Below are 15840 nucleotides of genomic sequence, written 5' to 3'. Positions count from 1 at the left end.
CACACCTAAAATGATTCACTAATATTTAATTATTACACTTTTATTATATATTAAATTTAAAAATTATGCAAGACTTTTTTAGTTAATGCTTTTTGCTTTGTAGCACTTTTTTAAAAAATTTATTAAAAAACTGAGGCCTAAAGAACTAAACCCCTTTTAATTTTTTCACTCGGAGATATTTTCTCCTTCAAAAAATACATAAACTCAGAGTATATGTCCTCATCCTTTCTGAAAAAGACAATAACCCCCTAACCCTAACCCCGACATTAAATGACAGGAAAGAGTTTTTTCGCGTGTCACACCACATCCTCGGCAATGTTTCATTGCATTCCGCTGATGTTTCTTGTACCTTTTTTGTGGATCATTTATTCAAATCTCTGTAGATTTTTTATGCCGTTTTTACCAGGCTTCTCATTTTTTCCTGCTGCTTTTCTTTTATCCTGCCAACTGCCATAGCAAGCATTATACATAATGCAATCCCACATCTTACTGTCATTTTCTTTTTACCTCTTATGTAATGCTTCTCGAATCCGAATGTTTCATCTATTCTGCTATTTACTCTTTCTACTGATGTACGCTTGTTATAGTACTTTTCCCATTTGTAACTGGCACGGTCTATTGGTGTGAATATTCTCCGGTCTACATCCAGCTTGATTCGGATTCCTTTTTTCGCAGAACACCTATCTATGTATTTACATTTTAATCCATACTGTTTTGCAGGGCATAGTTTTTTTAATGTCTTCCTATCTTCTTCAAAACCTCCTACTGCCATTTCTCTCTTTTCGCCTGTATCAAGGCAATAACAGTATACATTGCCTTTATAGTTATATACTACGTTCTCATGTCCTTCTAACGGCCTTGTCCCGTCAGGATCTTTCCATTTGTTGCAGATATCTATTACAGGCTTTATTTTGTATTCATCCCATAGCTTTTTTATCAACTTTGTATCATCATAACCACGGTCTGCTTCCATCGTTTCACACGCTTCAAGTATTTCAGGTCTTTCTTCCGCTATTTTTTCAATTATCCTGTGTGCTTCTTTTACATCAGCTTGAGAAGCTTTTGTTACACTGAATGCCACCGGCAGTTCGTAGTTAGCATCCACTATTAGGTGCAGCTTATATCCAAACCATTTGACTATTTTTTCCCAAGCAGTTCCGTCTTCCCTGATTCCTCGATACTCCTTTTTGCCCCAGTCGGCATCTTTGTCCCTTCGTCCATCAGTTTTCCTATTTTTATTCTCTCTTTTCGCCAGTGATTTTATTGCCTTACTGTCTATAGCCAAATCCTTGCCAAAGTCCGGTAGAAGCCTTTTTAGCTCTTCTACAAGTTTTTCGAATATCTTGTTTATTTCTTCCTCATGTTCATAAAGCTTTTTTAAAAATCTTGTGAATACCCATGCTGGTGGTACTATTTCCGTCTTCTTCTCACCTCTATATTTTTTCGTTTTTGCAGTGTGAAATCCACACATAATCCTTAGTTGCCCATTCCGCGATAGCTCTCGTCTTAAGCTTTTCACGGATATATGTTGGTATACTACTCCTGCCAATATGGCATTCCACATTGCTCTCACGGGATAATCATCTCGACCGTTCTTGCGTTCTTTTTCAAGCTTTTCCATCAGTTCTTCATCGGGCATATACTCTATTACCAATCTTAATCTTTCCAGATCGCCTGAATTTTCAATTTCATTCCACACAAATAGTGTTTGTTGTGGTATAATAGCCATATGTGAAACCCCTTTGCTTTAGTGTTTATTTTTGTTTTCAACTACCATTTTACACTATAGAAAAGTGGGTTTCACACTTTTAGAGAAAATTTTTTGTTCCTGGGTGTAATTTTTACGTTTTTCATTCTTCATGCACTTCAAAGTTGCATTTCTTTACGTTTTTTTGGGGTAAAATTATTTTGTTGGCGTCTTAAAACATACTATTTTAGCACGTTCTTCAACATCGCAAATAACTCAGTTAACGATCGTGTCAAGTATTTTTAGGTTTTTTTGAAAAAAAGACCTCACTATCACTCTAAGGATGAGCATTGATAGCTAAATAACAAAAGTATTTTAATATTGAAGTTTCTTAACTTCTCGATAGCATAAAATCGCTACTCCTCATAATAATAACTAAAACTACAATCTTCACTATATAGTACTTTGTATATGTAATATGCATACTTTTAAATGGCACTTCTCAATAGTAATGATTTTATAGCCTGACTTGTTAATGTTTTTTTATTTTGCAATATTGGCAAGCTTATTATGTTTTCATAAGTTGATTTTATTTTCTTTAGTTGTTGTTTTGCTTTATATATTGTTTGCTTTGGTATTTCTATTGGTTTTAAGCATTCATATTGCTGCTTCAATATAACGTCTTTGAGCAATATGCCGCTTGCTTTTATTGCTCTTAATTTTGCCATTTTGTGAGCTCCAACCTTGCTCCATGAAATTGGTCTGCTTGATAGCCTCTCTGAAAGTACATGACTTACATGACTTTCTGCACTGCATCCTGTTATTTCTTTTTTGTAAAGGCTGTATGAATTTATTCCATCCCAATTGTTATTTATATAGGTTTGGCACTTCGTTACGGGATTTTCTGTGCCGTTTAATTCTAGTTCTTTGTATTTTTGTGTTAAAAGCTCATTGACTTTTTGTTTGTCTGCTTTAAATATGGCTTTCCATAATTCTCTCTTTGTTTTTTTATCTTCTTTTATTGCAGCTGTTATATATTTTTGTAGATGAAATAGGTCTAATACGTATACCGCGTTAGGCAGATATTTTACTCCGAATTTTATCCATTCTGCTCCATCTCCAGATACGTATATGCGTTTTATTTTGTCTTCGTTATATGTGCTTACAATGTACTCCCATACTTCTTTCCATAATTCTTCTACTTTTTCTCCTTCGTATACACCTGAAAAGTATACAGCATTTTTTAATTCATTTCTGCCTTTTGTTATTGTTTGTTTTCCTTCGTGTACGTATATTAATTTTACAATGTCTGGTTTGCCGTTTTGAAGATGTATATGGTCTTCATCAGCTTCTATGTATAAAGTTTCTATTTCTTTTTTAGTCTTTGGCTTTTCATATGTTTGAAGGTTGTCTATTTTTCTTAGTGTGTTCATTACTGTTTGCCGGCTTACATTGCAGTTAGCTCCATTTCTTTTAAGCTCCTGAGTGGTTTTTTGATATGAGAGTATTGTAGAAAGATCCGTTATATCAGCTTTAAGCTCATCATCTATTCTTTCATATTTTTGGATGCCAGCAGCTTTATCTACAAGATATGCCTTCTCTCCTGTTTCTTTGTTTTTATAGTACCGTCTTTTGTATGTGATATCTCCAAATACAGTTGTTATTGTCCTTTCACAATCTTTTTGGACTACCACCCAGTTTTTTCTTTTAGTTTTTTCTTTATATATGCTTTGATCAAGTTCATGAAGTACATCTGCACAAATCTCTTTTCCTAATTCATTTAGAATTTTTTTAAGTTCTCCTTCAAATTCCAAATAGGTATATTTTCCATCAAGTAATCCAATAATTTTTTCTACAACAAGCAGGAATTTTTGAAGTGTATGTTGAATTATTTTCATAAGACCTCACCTTCCTATTTATTTTCTAACTCATCCTTTTGGGAGGATGGTGAGGTCTTATTTCTACATATTATCGCTATTTTCCTGCTTTTTCATCTAAGAAAATTTTACACTAAGAAAATAAGTACATATCTACGGAAAAAGACGGGAAATGCACTCCCGTCTTTTTCTATTACTAATGTCCACCAACAAAGATTATTACCACACTTTTATTATAACACAAATTTATGGCTTGTAAACCAAAAGAAATAAAAAAAAGAAATAAAAAGCAGTCATGAAAGATGAGACTTCTTAAACAGATACTATAATCTGTACAATTAAGAAAAAGAGCGCCTTAATTACTCAAAAAAGGCGCTTATCTTACACCTATCTCACTATATAGCTTTCAACCATTCTTGATATAATTTCCTTCATCTCAGCCAAAAGATCAGTCTTTCCGTCTTTTAAGCACCAGTCAAAGATGACACCCCTTGCAACAACAAATAACTTTTCCGTAATTTCCTCACAGTCCAGAGTTTTGGGTATCTTGCCTTTTTCTTGCTCATTTTTTAATATTTGAATAAGCATATTCTGCATTAAACGGCCATGCGTCAAAAACATCTTATTTGTTGGGATATAGAGATTTTTTGCCATCTCCACCCCATCGTTTATTGAAAGCCGAGCGTACACTAGGAAATACTGCACTAAAATATCTTTACAGTCTTTATACTCATCCAAAATCTTCGGCACTTCCGCCTCAAAGAATTCATCGCCGTGTTTAAATATTTCCACCAAAAGGTCATATTTAGACTTAAAGTAATGGTAATAATTTCCTATAGAAACATTTGCCTTTTCTGCTATTTCTTTTACTGTTATGTTGTCGTATCCATATTTCTTAATAAGTTCTACTCCGCACCTGTATATCCTTTTTTTAGTAGCAATTGCCTGTTTTTCTCGAGAAGTCAAACTTTCCGGCACCAAATTTCTCTCCTATTCCCTATTTAGTCTATATTTTTTGCAACCTCAAAAGCATTCCATATTGCATACATGATGTTAGAAACATTGCGAGCATCACCAAGAAGATATATGTTTGAAATTTTATCTTTCACTTCTTGATAGATGGAATTAGACGGCGTATACCCAACAGCAAGTATCACAGTGTCTGCTGTAACTTCTATGTCACCATCAGGTGTACTTACTTTCAATACCCTGCCGTCGTATCCTGTAGCTTTTGCAGATGTTATAGTCTTTATTCCTTTAAAAGGTATTAATTCTTTCAGCATTTCACTATTTGCATGGCACAATGGTCCATTCACAGCTAAAAGCTTTGGAAGTGCCTCAACAATCGTCACATTCTTGCTCATATCTCTAAGCCACAGTGCTGTTTCGCACCCTACAAGTCCACCGCCAATTATGACCACATCATTTCCTATATCAACTTTGCCTAGCAAAGCATCTTGAGCAGTGTAAACCGGTCCTTCTCCCAGTGAAAATACTTTTGGCTTTGACCCTGTCGCAACTATTACGACATCTGCACCGAAATTAATAACATCATCAGCATCTAATTCTGTATTGAGATGGACCTCTACGTTTAACTTCTTAAGCTCATTCTCATACCAAGCTACAAGCGCATGATCATCTTCTTTAAACGACGGCACGCCGCCGGGAATCAGATTTCCACCTAACCTATCAGTTTTTTCATACACGATTGGCTCATGCCCGCGAAGTGCTAATACGCGAGCTGCTTCACAGCCTGCCACACCGCCACCTACTATCAGGACTTTCTTTTTGTGCTGTGTCGGTATAAGCCGTTCAGAACTTTCGCGGCAAGCCTGAGGGTTTACTGCGCAGTTTAATGCAGAATACTCCTGTATGCGTCCCATACATCCTTCGTGACATGATAAACACGGACGTATAGAAGCGGTATCTCCTGCCTTTAGCTTATTTACATAATCAGGATCTGCCAGAAGAGGACGACCTAATGAAACTATGTCACATGCTCCATCTCTTACAGCAGCTGATGCAAGGTCCGGGTTGTCCATACGTCCTGCGCAGATCACAGGGACGTCTACTGCATCTTTTACCATCTTTGCATATGGGATGTAAAGCCCTTTTTCTTGGTACATTGGCGGATGATTCCACCACCATGCATCATAGCTTCCAACATCTACATCCAAAGCATCGTATCCATATTTAACAAGCAGTTTGGCTGCCTCTATTCCTTCTTCAATATCTCTTCCTTTTTCTACAAACTCCTCACCCGGAAGGCCTCCTTCTCGCCAATCTTTAATGAAGCTTTTTACGCTGTATCTAAGCGTCACTGGGAAATCATCGCCGCACGTCTTCTTTATCTCCTCCAAGACTTCCCTTGCAAAACGCAGCCTGTTTTCAAGGCTTCCGCCGTATTCATCGGTGCGGCTGTTGAACATAGATATAGCAAACTGGTCTAGAAGATATCCCTCATGTACAGCGTGGATCTGTACGCCGTCAAATCCTGCTCGCTTCGCATTGTAGGCACCTTTGCCAAACTGCACTACTATCTCGCGAATTTCTTCTTTTGTAAGAGGACGGCATGTCTTGTCAAGCCAGCGATGTGGGATAGGAGACGGCGCTACAGGCGGATGCTCTCCTAAATTTGTAGGAATTGTGACTCTTCCAAATCCTGCTGACAATTGAAGAAATATCTTAGCATCGTATGCATGAATTTTCTCTGTCATCTCGCGAGCAGTTCGTATAAAGTGAACTGGATTGTGTGTGGAACAAGGGCAATTAGGCATGTCATGCTGTTCAACTTTGTTGTCAACAAATGTGACACCAGTAATGATTAATCCTGTGCCTCCTTTTGCCCGCTCAACGTAATAGTCAATGCCCCTTTGGTTGAAACCGCCTTCTGAATCACCAAGGCCTAATGGTCCCATAGGAGCCATGGCAAAGCGGTTCTTTATCTCGCAGCTTCCAATCGAAACCTTCTCAAATAGAATACCATATTTTTTGTCCATAAAAAGTCCCCTTCTTATTTAAATTTTATTGAACATGTTCACCGAATGCATTCTACGAAAATAGTATATCAGTATGTTAATTAATTGTCAAGAAGTTTTGTGATTTTAAATCATAATCTATAAAAAATTTATGCGAAATAAACACGATTGAATCATCATTTATATTTACTTGATAAAATAAATTTTAAAAGTTTGTATACATTTGTTTGTTCAGTTTGTTATATTAATGAAAGAACAAAAACGGCGCCGTTATATAGAATACATCTGATATTATACTGGGGAGGTCAGTCATGAAAGATGAGAGGTTTGAAGACTTCTTAATAAATAAGATGGCCATAATTTACAAATATCTCATTAAAATCGGTGCATCTTGTGAAGATGCAGAAGATATCGTACAAGAAACCATGTGTAAAGCTATTGAGTATGTTGATTCCCTAAACGTTGATAACATCTACCCATGGCTGTTTAAAGTATCATTGTACAGATATTATAATCTGTACAATAAGAAAAAGAAGGAGGAAGTCGGTATTGATGATAAAATTCTCTCAAGTCTGTATTCAGATGGAATTATAGAAGAACATGTGCTTCATGAAGAATTAAAGGCAAACGTTCATAAAGTCCTTGGTCTATTAAAAGAAAGCTACAGAACCCTCTTAATTTTCAAATATTTTATTGGATTATCTTATAAAGAAATAGGCGATATATTAAATCTGGATGAAAACAAAGTAAAGACATATCTTTACCGTGCAAGGACTAAATTTAAAGAATTGTGGGAGGTATCGAATTATGGCAGATGAAAAAAATATAAACGTAAACGACAATAATGATGAGAAGGAACTTGATGAAATTTTTGAAAGCGCTAAGAAAGATAAATTTGATAAAGCGGTTAAAAAAGCAAAATGGCGCTCTATTTTAAGAACTATAGTTATAAGTTTGATAGTCATAGTGATTGTTTCAATAAGCACTATCTTTATAGGAATCAAAGTAACACAGTCGGAAAGTTCTGATATAAATTTTGCCCTATCAGTATTCAATGATCTCACCGCTCCTGATATGTATATAGGTAAATCAATCAGGTATGAAGGAATTTTGGGAGGCAAAACAGTTTATTCAACTTACAAGATAATAGAAGGTAAGGTAGTTTATACGGGTCAGCAGGAATACAGCTATGGGCTTTTCAACACTGTCGATGTACAGGCTATCAATTCACCAGCTATAGTATGGGGAGAAAGTTTTGATGAAGACAGTTTAAAAAAGCCGACTTACAACGAACTTGGTCAGAGGGAAATGATTTTTTTCTATCCATATGTAAAATACAAGACATACAAGAGTGACTTAAATTTACTGGAGGACATAGGAAATGACAAATATATAGAGATGTCATTATCTTTTGATAAAGCGTACAGCATCGACGAAGTAAATAAAATGATGCCAAAAAACGTAACTTTAACGTGGTATTGGGTTGACGATCTAAATAGCAAAGAAAAAGAAGCACATAAACCAAATAAAAATAAGCAAAAGCTTCCCGATGGAAAGACAATTGATGTAGATAATCCAGCAGATGTATGTTCTGAAAAAGCGGCATACGGTATAAAGGTCTATGACAGCAACGGAGACAAATTAAAAAATCCAGAAGAACTTTTCATAGCCGTCATTGAAAATAATATAAATGAGATAGAAAAACTTAAAACAGATAATCATAAGGTAAATGGCATCAAATCGGAGGTTAAAAGAATTTACGATAATCTAAAAGACAAAAATGGAAAAATAAAAAAGGAAAACTTAAAGATACAAGGCGTCGTTGTAACAGGTACTGCAGAAACCTTAAAATCGCTTAGAGGTTTACCTTTTATAAAGGCATCATCATTAGGTGTTGTCACGGATAAGTATTGATAAAGATACCTCATATGTCAAATTTAAATTGAAAAACTTATAATTAAAACTAGACTCACAATATAGATAATTTAGGCTGAATAGAGTAAAAAATTCAGTAAGTAAGATGAAAACTAACTTTTAGAGAATCATATAGCGACTGTAGAACTACTTGTGATTTGTCAAGGATAAAGGCCTTCACTTCTTTATTCCTTGACAAATCCATACATACACTTAAATTCTTTAATTTGTACGTGATTTAGATTAAGTTAGCATTTCCTTACAATATTCAATATGATTCTTCACTAAGTGTAGAATTGCAATTCATGCTTATATACTATATCGTTTTTAATCCTCGTTAATCTCTTTAAATGTCCCGAATATTAATTTTCTATAATACAAGTCCAGCTCATAATATAAAGACATAATATCTTCTATATCTTTTTTCTAAAGCACACCTTTGCCTAAACATAATATTGAACCTAACATAACCGTGTCACTAACTTATATCATAAAATCTGTAATTGTAGACAACAGTAAAAATTAGCGCCTGTTTTCTCTTATATAGAAAAAACAGACACATCATATTTGGTTTGCAGTCTTATGGTAATAGTCATATTACTCCACTTTTTTCAATAATACACTATTTTCTATTTGAACTACCTAATATATCTATTTTATCTTCAATAACCTTCTGAACAGCAAAATTCGAAGGTATTAATAGATCTCTACAGGAGTCATTAACTTTTGCCTTCCCGAAATTTTCCTTTGCTGCAGTAACCCATGCCACATTTAGCTCAGTTCCTACATTAACCTTAGATATTCCACCTAAAATACATTTTTTTAAATCCTCATCAGAAACGCCAGTTCCTCCATGAAGTACTAGTGGAATATCTGTTGCATCATAGATTTCTTTTAATACATTGAAATTAAGCTTTGCTTTTGATTTATACTGTCCATGTGAAGTACCAATAGCTATAGCTAAAGCATCTATACCTGTTGCTTCTATAAATTTTATTGCATCTTGTGGACGTGTATATATAATTTTTCCATCATTAAGAGCTACCCCTTCTTCAGTACCTCCAATAGTTCCTAGTTCTGACTCCACTGATACACCACGTTTCGATGCATATTCCACTACTTCCTTCGTCTTCTCAATGTTTTCCTCTAAGGGCAGTGCTGAAGCATCAATCATTACTGAAGAAAACCCATTATCAACGGCTTCTTTAATTGTATTAAAATCCTTTGCATGATCCAAATGCAGTGTGACATTAATATCAGCTTTATTAGCTAAATATTTTACTAAATTGCTTAACAACGAAGCACCTATATATTTACATGTAGTTGGCGATACTTGTAATATAATTGGTGAATTTTTAGCTTTAGCAGCTTCTATCATCGCAGGAACCATTTCCAGGCAATGTATATTAAATGCACCTACTGCAAACTTATATTTTCTAGTATTTTTCAAAATTTCTTTTAGTGTTACATACATATTAAACAACTCCTTAATATTTTTTCTATCTTTAATTTAAATCCTTAATAAATACATAAGATCACTAATTTTAATCATGTATTTTCATTAGTAAATTGTATATTTCCCAAATTAAGGATAAGCTTAGCCAGATATGAAGATTTACTCCAAGCTTTGTCCAGTGTTGCACGATTATTTATTAGCACAATTTTATCAATTTAATGATATTTGTGTGCAAAAGAAGGTACTACCTCAGTTTATTTGAGGTAGCAAAACCATCTTCTGCACCGCCATATCCATATCTTCCCTACTAAGCAAAATATTGCATTGTACTAGATTTATATATTTATAATCTTAACCTCTTCCCCGAATTACATCCTTCGATAGTTGCAGTAAACGATCAATTTTCTCCATATATTGCTTCATGCTCTCATCATCTTTTTTGCTTATAGCTTCTTTTCGTTTGATATTATACAGCTTTACTAATTCTGTATATGCTTTGCCAAGAGATTTATTTTCGCTAATGCTAATTTCATAGTACTTTATAGCATCATCTATTTTATTTGCTTCAAAATACAAACTTCCAATCCTGTTTAATACTTCAATCCTCTCATCACCTGACACTGAATCGATAGTATTGATTAAATCTTCTGCTTCATCTATTAATTCCCTTTTATCTAATTTTCTAGTATCTTCTCCATTTGCCATTGATGAAGTTTCTTTTTTCTTATTTTTCTTAAAAAACATCAATATCCCCTTCTATATACTATAATGCTTTAAGAATTGGAGTGATAATCCATGCATAAAGTAGTGCTGCTGTTACAGTATCTACATCTGTTGCTGTTGCATTAATAAAGCCCATTTTATTAAAGCTTATCACTAATAATGCTGGAAGCAATGTTATAAAGAATCCATGAGCTATGGTAGAAATTATAGCCCCTCTTCTACCTCCAGCTGCATTAGCAAAGACACCCGCTGTACCACCGGCGAAAAAGTTTGTTAGCATTCCTGGTAATATCATTGCTAACCCAAACATAGGCAAAACGAACATTGCAATAACACTGCCTATTGTCGTCCCTACAAAGCCAATCGTTACAGCATTTGGTGCATACGGGAATAATACTGGGCAATCAAGTGCAGGCTTAGCGTCTGGTACAACTTTTAATGCAATTCCTCTAAACGCTGGAACAATTTCAGCTAACAAAAGTCTAACACCTGCTAATAACACATAAACTCCTACAATAAATTGAACTCCTTGTAAAAATGCATATACAACATAGTTGACATTTCCTGAAAGCTGAGAACCAAATTTAGCTCCTGCAAATAAAGCTGTTACAATGTAAAGAGGTATCATAACAAGTCCAACAGAAAGGTACGTATCTTGTAAGAATTCAAATCCTTTTGGTAATTGGATATCTTCAGTTGACTTAGTTTTATCACCAACCAGTTTGGACACTCCTGCTGCAAAAATATATCCAATTGTGCAAAAATGTCCTAATGCAATATCATCGCTACCAGTTATTTTGCGAACAATAGGTTGAGCGATAGCTGGCATCGCTACTGCAAAAATTCCTCCAACTATTCCACCGACAATTACTAATGGTGCTCCGCTTAATCCAGCAAATTTTCCGAATACAGTAGTCATCGTAGCCATCCACAGTATAGCTTGCCCAGTTAAGAATATATATTTCCATTTGGTAAATCTTGCAATGATTATATTAACAATGAATATTGCTAGAAACGTTAAAGCAATCTCATTTCCAAGATGTAAATTATTCATTGCTTGCCCATTAATTGCTTCGATAGATGGCACTATGCCTTGAAGTCCAAATCCCTTTGTAAATATTTTGCCAAAATAGATTAATGATTGTACTATTATCCCAGATCCGGCAGATAATACTAAGAAGCCTAACAATGTTTTAAATGTCCCAGATATAATTTCTCCTACTTTTTTCTTTTGTAGAATTAACCCAATTAATGATATTAATGCAATTGTAATAGATGCTTGTGTTAAAATGTTTTTAATTATGAAATTTACTATTACCATGATTATCCCCCTTATTAAATTTATAATTCGCCTTTTTCTTTTAAAACAGGAATCAGCTTCTCTTTTATTTCCCTTTTATCAACTAGCCCGTTTAAAAATATAACGGTAGCATCAGTGTTGTATCTTTTTACCTGTGGTTCAAAGTTTTTTGCAGAAATAATGATATCTGCATTTGAACCGCCAACTGAAGAAATATCAGCATGATCTAATATTGCAGAAACATTAAGCTCCTTTAATACAGATTCGACACTCATTTGGCAAGCAAAGCTACTTCCTAATCCTGCTCCACAAACCATTAGTATCTTTAACATTTTCTTACCTCCTCGTATAATTATCATTAAAGACAATAAATTTATCTTGCATCTTAAAATTTAATAAAATGCATTAATAATTCTACTTAATTTTAAATAATTATATTATTTTTCATTTATAAATTTACTAACACTTCCTTTAGCTCTTTAAATTTTTTTCAGTTTAATTAATTCCACTTCTCCTCTATATCTTTAATAATATTGTGATAAATCTGTAAACATTTAAATCTTAAATTGATTTTACAAGTGGTATTTCATCTTCAAAATTGCTGCCAAATCCATTCAATCTAAAATAAATAGTTCAAGCTACTTAATTTTCTTTCCAATTATCATTCCTTTTTCTAAAGCTATTTTTAACAAATTATTATCAAGTTCTTTTCTATTTGATACTACTTTAAATAGCGGAACCAAAACACACCTGCCACGATCCCATCCAACCATATATCCTGACTTTCCATTCTTGATACTTTCTATTGCAAAACTACCCATTTGTAATGCTAACAATGAATCAGCTGGATCCGGATCTCCTCCTCGTTGAAAATATCCTAACACTGAATGTCTTACCCTCATGCCTGTAAGTTCCTCTATTTTTTTGCCTATTTGCAAGGATATTCCTTGATCACCAGGAATATAATCTCTGGTATCATATACAGACTCTGAGCAAACTATTATTACATAATCATTTTTACTTTTTAGTATTTCATTGATCCTATTTACAATATCTTCAGGCCGTCTAGTCATTTCGGGAATTATAGCAATGTCTGCCCCACCCGCTAGTACACTGGCTAATGCAATGTGTCCTGAATTTCCACCAAAAACCTCTACCATAAAAATTCTTCCGGGCATATTATGAGCTGTCTGATGCAAACTATACAATACATCTGTGACTCTTTTAATTGCTGTATTATAGCCAATTGTGCATTCTGTTCCATATATATCATTATCAATAGTCAATGGAATTCCTAAGCATGGCATTCCTTGCTCAGTCAATAATTCGGCTGCTTTGAAAGAACCATCTCCACCACATACAATAAGTGTATTTATACCAAGAGATTTAAGACGTTTAATTATCTTTGCCCTGCCTTCTTCAGTTCTTGGTGCAGTACTTCTTGAAGTTTGTAAAATATAATTGCCACTTACATTAGCTTGTCTTAAATTAATATCTTTAAAATAAATTGGTTCTGAATTTAATATGCCATCATATCCGCCATTAAATCCACATATCTCAATGTCGGTATTTTTACTGATCATCCCAAATAATGCAGAATTAATACCTGGCGCATCTCCTCCACTAGTTATGACAGCAACTTTTTTAATAGGTTCCATATCTACAATCGCTCCTTGATTTAATCCTCATTAAAATTTTTATTGATTATAACACAGTTAGTACTTCTTCAATTTTTTTAGCTTTAATTATTTTTTCAATCATTTTGTCGTCGCCAATTAATTCTACCAATTCCGACAACGCTTTTAAATGTGCTGAATGGTCAACAGCACACAAACATACGACTATTTTAACTGGATCGTTTTCTTTATTTCCGAAATTTACTGGATTTTTAAGAGTAATCAAACTCATTCCTATTTTTTTAGCTCCCGCTTCTGGTCTTGCGTGAGGCATTGCTATTCCTGGGGCAATAACAATATATGGCCCTATCTCTTTTACAGAGTTTATCATAGCATCTATATATCTATGCTCAATTGCACCATTTTTTTCTAAAAGCTCACCTCCTACTTTAACAGCCTCTTCCCAATCCTTCACTTCAACATTTAGCTTAATAGTTCTTTCTGTCAAAAGGTCTTTTAACAATGGTTCTGCCACTCCTCTCTCTACATTGACATCTTCTAAATTCAAAAATTCTTTCAATTCATCGATTAATTCTTGCCTATTTACTATATTGCAATGTCTTTCGATAATCTCAATTATGTCATCAAGCCTCATTTCACACGGTCTTTTATTCCGCATAAATACCTTTAGCTTTTCAATATCATTTTCTGTTAGCAAAGGATTTACGATGACCGTTTTCATACCTTCTATATTTATGGGAACAGTTGATACGATCAAATCTACATGCTTTTCTTTTAAAAATTCTTTTACCTGATGGTATGCTGCAGTTCCTTTTATATTTACATCGAAGACTGATTGAAGCCTTGAAGACAACATCTTCGCTGTACCTATACCTGTTCCGCATACAACCAGCACATCCATCTTCCCACTGCTTGATGCTTTTTGTCTCTCAATTGCTGCACCGAAATGCATCACAAAATATCCAACTTCTTCATCATTAAGCCTATTTCCGGCATAATCTTCTAATGGTCTTAAACCTCTTTTTACGATTTCAAAAAGTTTACTGTAATTTCTCTTTATTTCATCAAGTATAGGATTTTTTAAATCAAGTCCATGTTTAAGCCTGTATATCGCTGGCCTAATATGCTCTATAAGTCCTTCGAAAAGCTGCCTATCTTTTGACAGATCTAATTTGGTTTCATTTTCTACATTTTTTATTATTTTTTCAGTTATTAGCTCTAATTCAAGCCAATTTTCCTCTTTGTTATTCTTTTTGTTCGTAACACTGCTCCCCAACAGATGTACTGTTATATAGCCAATTTCATCAATCGGTATATTAACCTTAAAATGTTTTTCAAGCATCTTAGCTATATTTGAAGCAACGCTGAATTCTTTTGTCATCTCCAATGATTTAAGCTCATCAGTTGGCATTACTATGTCTCTTCCAAGCTCTATTCTTTTTATTGCAATTGCAATGTGTATTACAAGCCCTGTAAAGGCTGCATCAGAAAATACTGTTTCAAGTTCGTTCTCTGCAGTCTTTATACAATCTTCGATGTATGATAAATCTATATTCTCAAAAAGTTTTTTAATCTCATTATCCATGCCAACATTGATTCTTGTGTACATAGGTATTTTTACTATATCAAGTGCCTTCTCAATATCAATAGTCTCTGTAAGAAGCTCTATCGCAGCTTTTCTAAGTTTCTTTTCGTCCCCTAAGACTTTGATTCCATACTTTGGTGCTGATTTTAGCTCAAGTCCATGATCAGAAAGCCATTTTCTTACTTTATCAAGGTCATTTATAATAGTGCTTCTAGATACCATAAGGTTATCTGCAAGCGAATTAATTGTTGTGTAATCCTTCTGACCAATTAGGTTGCTTAATATAATGTTTACTCTTTCCTTCTGTGATAGTGCATAATGATAAATGCTTACGTTATCTAAAAGTTCTAATACCTTATCTTTGTCTTCTAATGATTCAGAAAATTTCACACCTACATTAGGCTTTCTTATTAATTGTGGCAAATTATTGTACTTTAAGAATTCATCAATTTCATCAAGGTCGTATCTTATAGTCCTTGAGCTAACTTTAAATGAACTGGCCAGTTCATTAATTTTTATGGGAAGGCTTGTATTTACAAGCTTTGTCAATATTTTTGTGCATCTTTCATTGAGTATGATAATTATCACCTCTTTCATTATTAATTATATTATCATTTGTTGTATTTGAAAAGCTTAACATTTTTCACTTCAATTGTGGCAAAACTGTACTATAAGCAATGCCT

At 34.0% G+C, this 15840-nt stretch carries 12 protein-coding genes; 2 read left to right on the top strand and 10 right to left on the bottom strand.

Features of this window, described 5'->3' with window-relative positions; all coding sequences use genetic code 11:
• Positions 1-388 precede the first annotated feature (388 nt).
• The 4 genes from Q2T46_RS10030 to Q2T46_RS10015 form a co-directional block, all read right to left on the bottom strand.
• The gene (locus tag Q2T46_RS10030; protein ID WP_303265596.1) at positions 389-1729 is read right to left on the bottom strand and encodes a transposase; all 1341 of its coding nucleotides are present in this window, start codon (positions 1727-1729) and stop codon (positions 389-391) included.
• 446 nt (positions 1730-2175) lie between these two features.
• Entirely contained in the window at positions 2176-3585 is a 1410-nt protein-coding gene (locus tag Q2T46_RS10025) for an ISLre2 family transposase (protein WP_303265597.1), read from the bottom strand.
• A gap of 366 nt (positions 3586-3951) precedes the next feature.
• The gene (locus Q2T46_RS10020; RefSeq protein ID WP_303265598.1) at positions 3952-4542 is read right to left on the bottom strand and encodes a TetR/AcrR family transcriptional regulator; all 591 of its coding nucleotides are present in this window, start codon (positions 4540-4542) and stop codon (positions 3952-3954) included.
• Between the two features lie 23 nt (positions 4543-4565).
• Positions 4566-6563, bottom strand: coding sequence for an FAD-dependent oxidoreductase (locus Q2T46_RS10015; RefSeq protein ID WP_303265599.1), 1998 nt, complete (start codon positions 6561-6563; stop codon positions 4566-4568).
• 290 nt (positions 6564-6853) lie between these two features.
• On the opposite strand from Q2T46_RS10015, the gene Q2T46_RS10010 reads away from it, so the two are divergent.
• Positions 6854-7360, top strand: a complete 507-nt coding sequence (locus Q2T46_RS10010) for an RNA polymerase sigma factor (RefSeq protein ID WP_303265600.1) — start codon at positions 6854-6856, stop codon at positions 7358-7360.
• A complete protein-coding gene (locus Q2T46_RS10005) occupies positions 7350-8456 on the top strand; it encodes an anti sigma factor C-terminal domain-containing protein (RefSeq protein ID WP_303265601.1) in 1107 nt (368 codons plus the stop codon). The genes Q2T46_RS10010 and Q2T46_RS10005 overlap by 11 nt, the downstream gene beginning before the upstream one ends.
• A 622-nt stretch (positions 8457-9078) precedes the next feature.
• Here Q2T46_RS10005 and Q2T46_RS10000 read toward each other — a convergent pair.
• The 6 genes from Q2T46_RS10000 to Q2T46_RS09975 form a co-directional block, all read right to left on the bottom strand.
• The gene (locus Q2T46_RS10000; protein ID WP_303265602.1) at positions 9079-9930 is read right to left on the bottom strand and encodes a class II fructose-bisphosphate aldolase; all 852 of its coding nucleotides are present in this window, start codon (positions 9928-9930) and stop codon (positions 9079-9081) included.
• Between the two features lie 333 nt (positions 9931-10263).
• Entirely contained in the window at positions 10264-10656 is a 393-nt protein-coding gene (locus tag Q2T46_RS09995) for a tetratricopeptide repeat protein (protein WP_303265603.1), read from the bottom strand.
• A 19-nt stretch (positions 10657-10675) separates the two neighbouring features.
• Positions 10676-11956 (bottom strand): PTS sugar transporter subunit IIC, encoded by a 1281-nt coding sequence (locus tag Q2T46_RS09990; RefSeq protein ID WP_096230911.1) that lies wholly within the window; start codon positions 11954-11956, stop codon positions 10676-10678.
• 20 nt (positions 11957-11976) lie between these two features.
• Positions 11977-12267: a PTS sugar transporter subunit IIB gene (locus tag Q2T46_RS09985; protein ID WP_096230912.1), complete on the bottom strand. Its 291-nt coding sequence runs from the start codon at positions 12265-12267 to the stop codon at positions 11977-11979.
• A 306-nt stretch (positions 12268-12573) separates the two neighbouring features.
• Complete coding sequence (locus Q2T46_RS09980; RefSeq protein WP_303265604.1) at positions 12574-13593, bottom strand: 6-phosphofructokinase; 1020 nt, start codon at positions 13591-13593, stop codon at positions 12574-12576.
• A gap of 46 nt (positions 13594-13639) precedes the next feature.
• Positions 13640-15754, bottom strand: coding sequence for a BglG family transcription antiterminator (locus Q2T46_RS09975; protein ID WP_303265605.1), 2115 nt, complete (start codon positions 15752-15754; stop codon positions 13640-13642).
• Positions 15755-15840 lie beyond the last annotated feature (86 nt).

This window comes from Thermoanaerobacterium sp. CMT5567-10, assembly GCF_030534315.2.
Taxonomy (GTDB): Bacteria; Bacillota; Thermoanaerobacteria; order Thermoanaerobacterales; family Thermoanaerobacteraceae; genus Thermoanaerobacterium.
The sequence above is the reverse complement of the archived record's forward strand: the minus strand, read 5'-3'. Positions and strand labels throughout refer to the sequence as shown.

Bases quoted from the DNA above. Each gene is read 5' to 3' on its own strand.
- Q2T46_RS09985 (WP_096230912.1), bottom strand. From the start codon at position 12,267: ATGTTAAAGATACTAATGGTTTGTGGAGCAGGATTAGGAAGTAGCTTT.
- Q2T46_RS09980 (WP_303265604.1), bottom strand. From the start codon at position 13,593: ATGGAACCTATTAAAAAAGTTGCTGTCATAACTAGTGGAGGAGATGCG.
- Q2T46_RS10030 (WP_303265596.1), bottom strand. From the start codon at position 1,729: ATGGCTATTATACCACAACAAACACTATTTGTGTGGAATGAAATTGAA.
- Q2T46_RS10010 (WP_303265600.1), top strand. From the start codon at position 6,854: ATGAAAGATGAGAGGTTTGAAGACTTCTTAATAAATAAGATGGCCATA.
- Q2T46_RS10000 (WP_303265602.1), bottom strand. From the start codon at position 9,930: ATGTATGTAACACTAAAAGAAATTTTGAAAAATACTAGAAAATATAAG.
- Q2T46_RS09975 (WP_303265605.1), bottom strand. From the start codon at position 15,754: ATGAAAGAGGTGATAATTATCATACTCAATGAAAGATGCACAAAAATA.
- Q2T46_RS09995 (WP_303265603.1), bottom strand. From the start codon at position 10,656: ATGTTTTTTAAGAAAAATAAGAAAAAAGAAACTTCATCAATGGCAAAT.
- Q2T46_RS10005 (WP_303265601.1), top strand. From the start codon at position 7,350: ATGGCAGATGAAAAAAATATAAACGTAAACGACAATAATGATGAGAAG.
- Q2T46_RS10025 (WP_303265597.1), bottom strand. From the start codon at position 3,585: ATGAAAATAATTCAACATACACTTCAAAAATTCCTGCTTGTTGTAGAA.
- Q2T46_RS10015 (WP_303265599.1), bottom strand. From the start codon at position 6,563: ATGGACAAAAAATATGGTATTCTATTTGAGAAGGTTTCGATTGGAAGC.
- Q2T46_RS09990 (WP_096230911.1), bottom strand. From the start codon at position 11,956: ATGGTAATAGTAAATTTCATAATTAAAAACATTTTAACACAAGCATCT.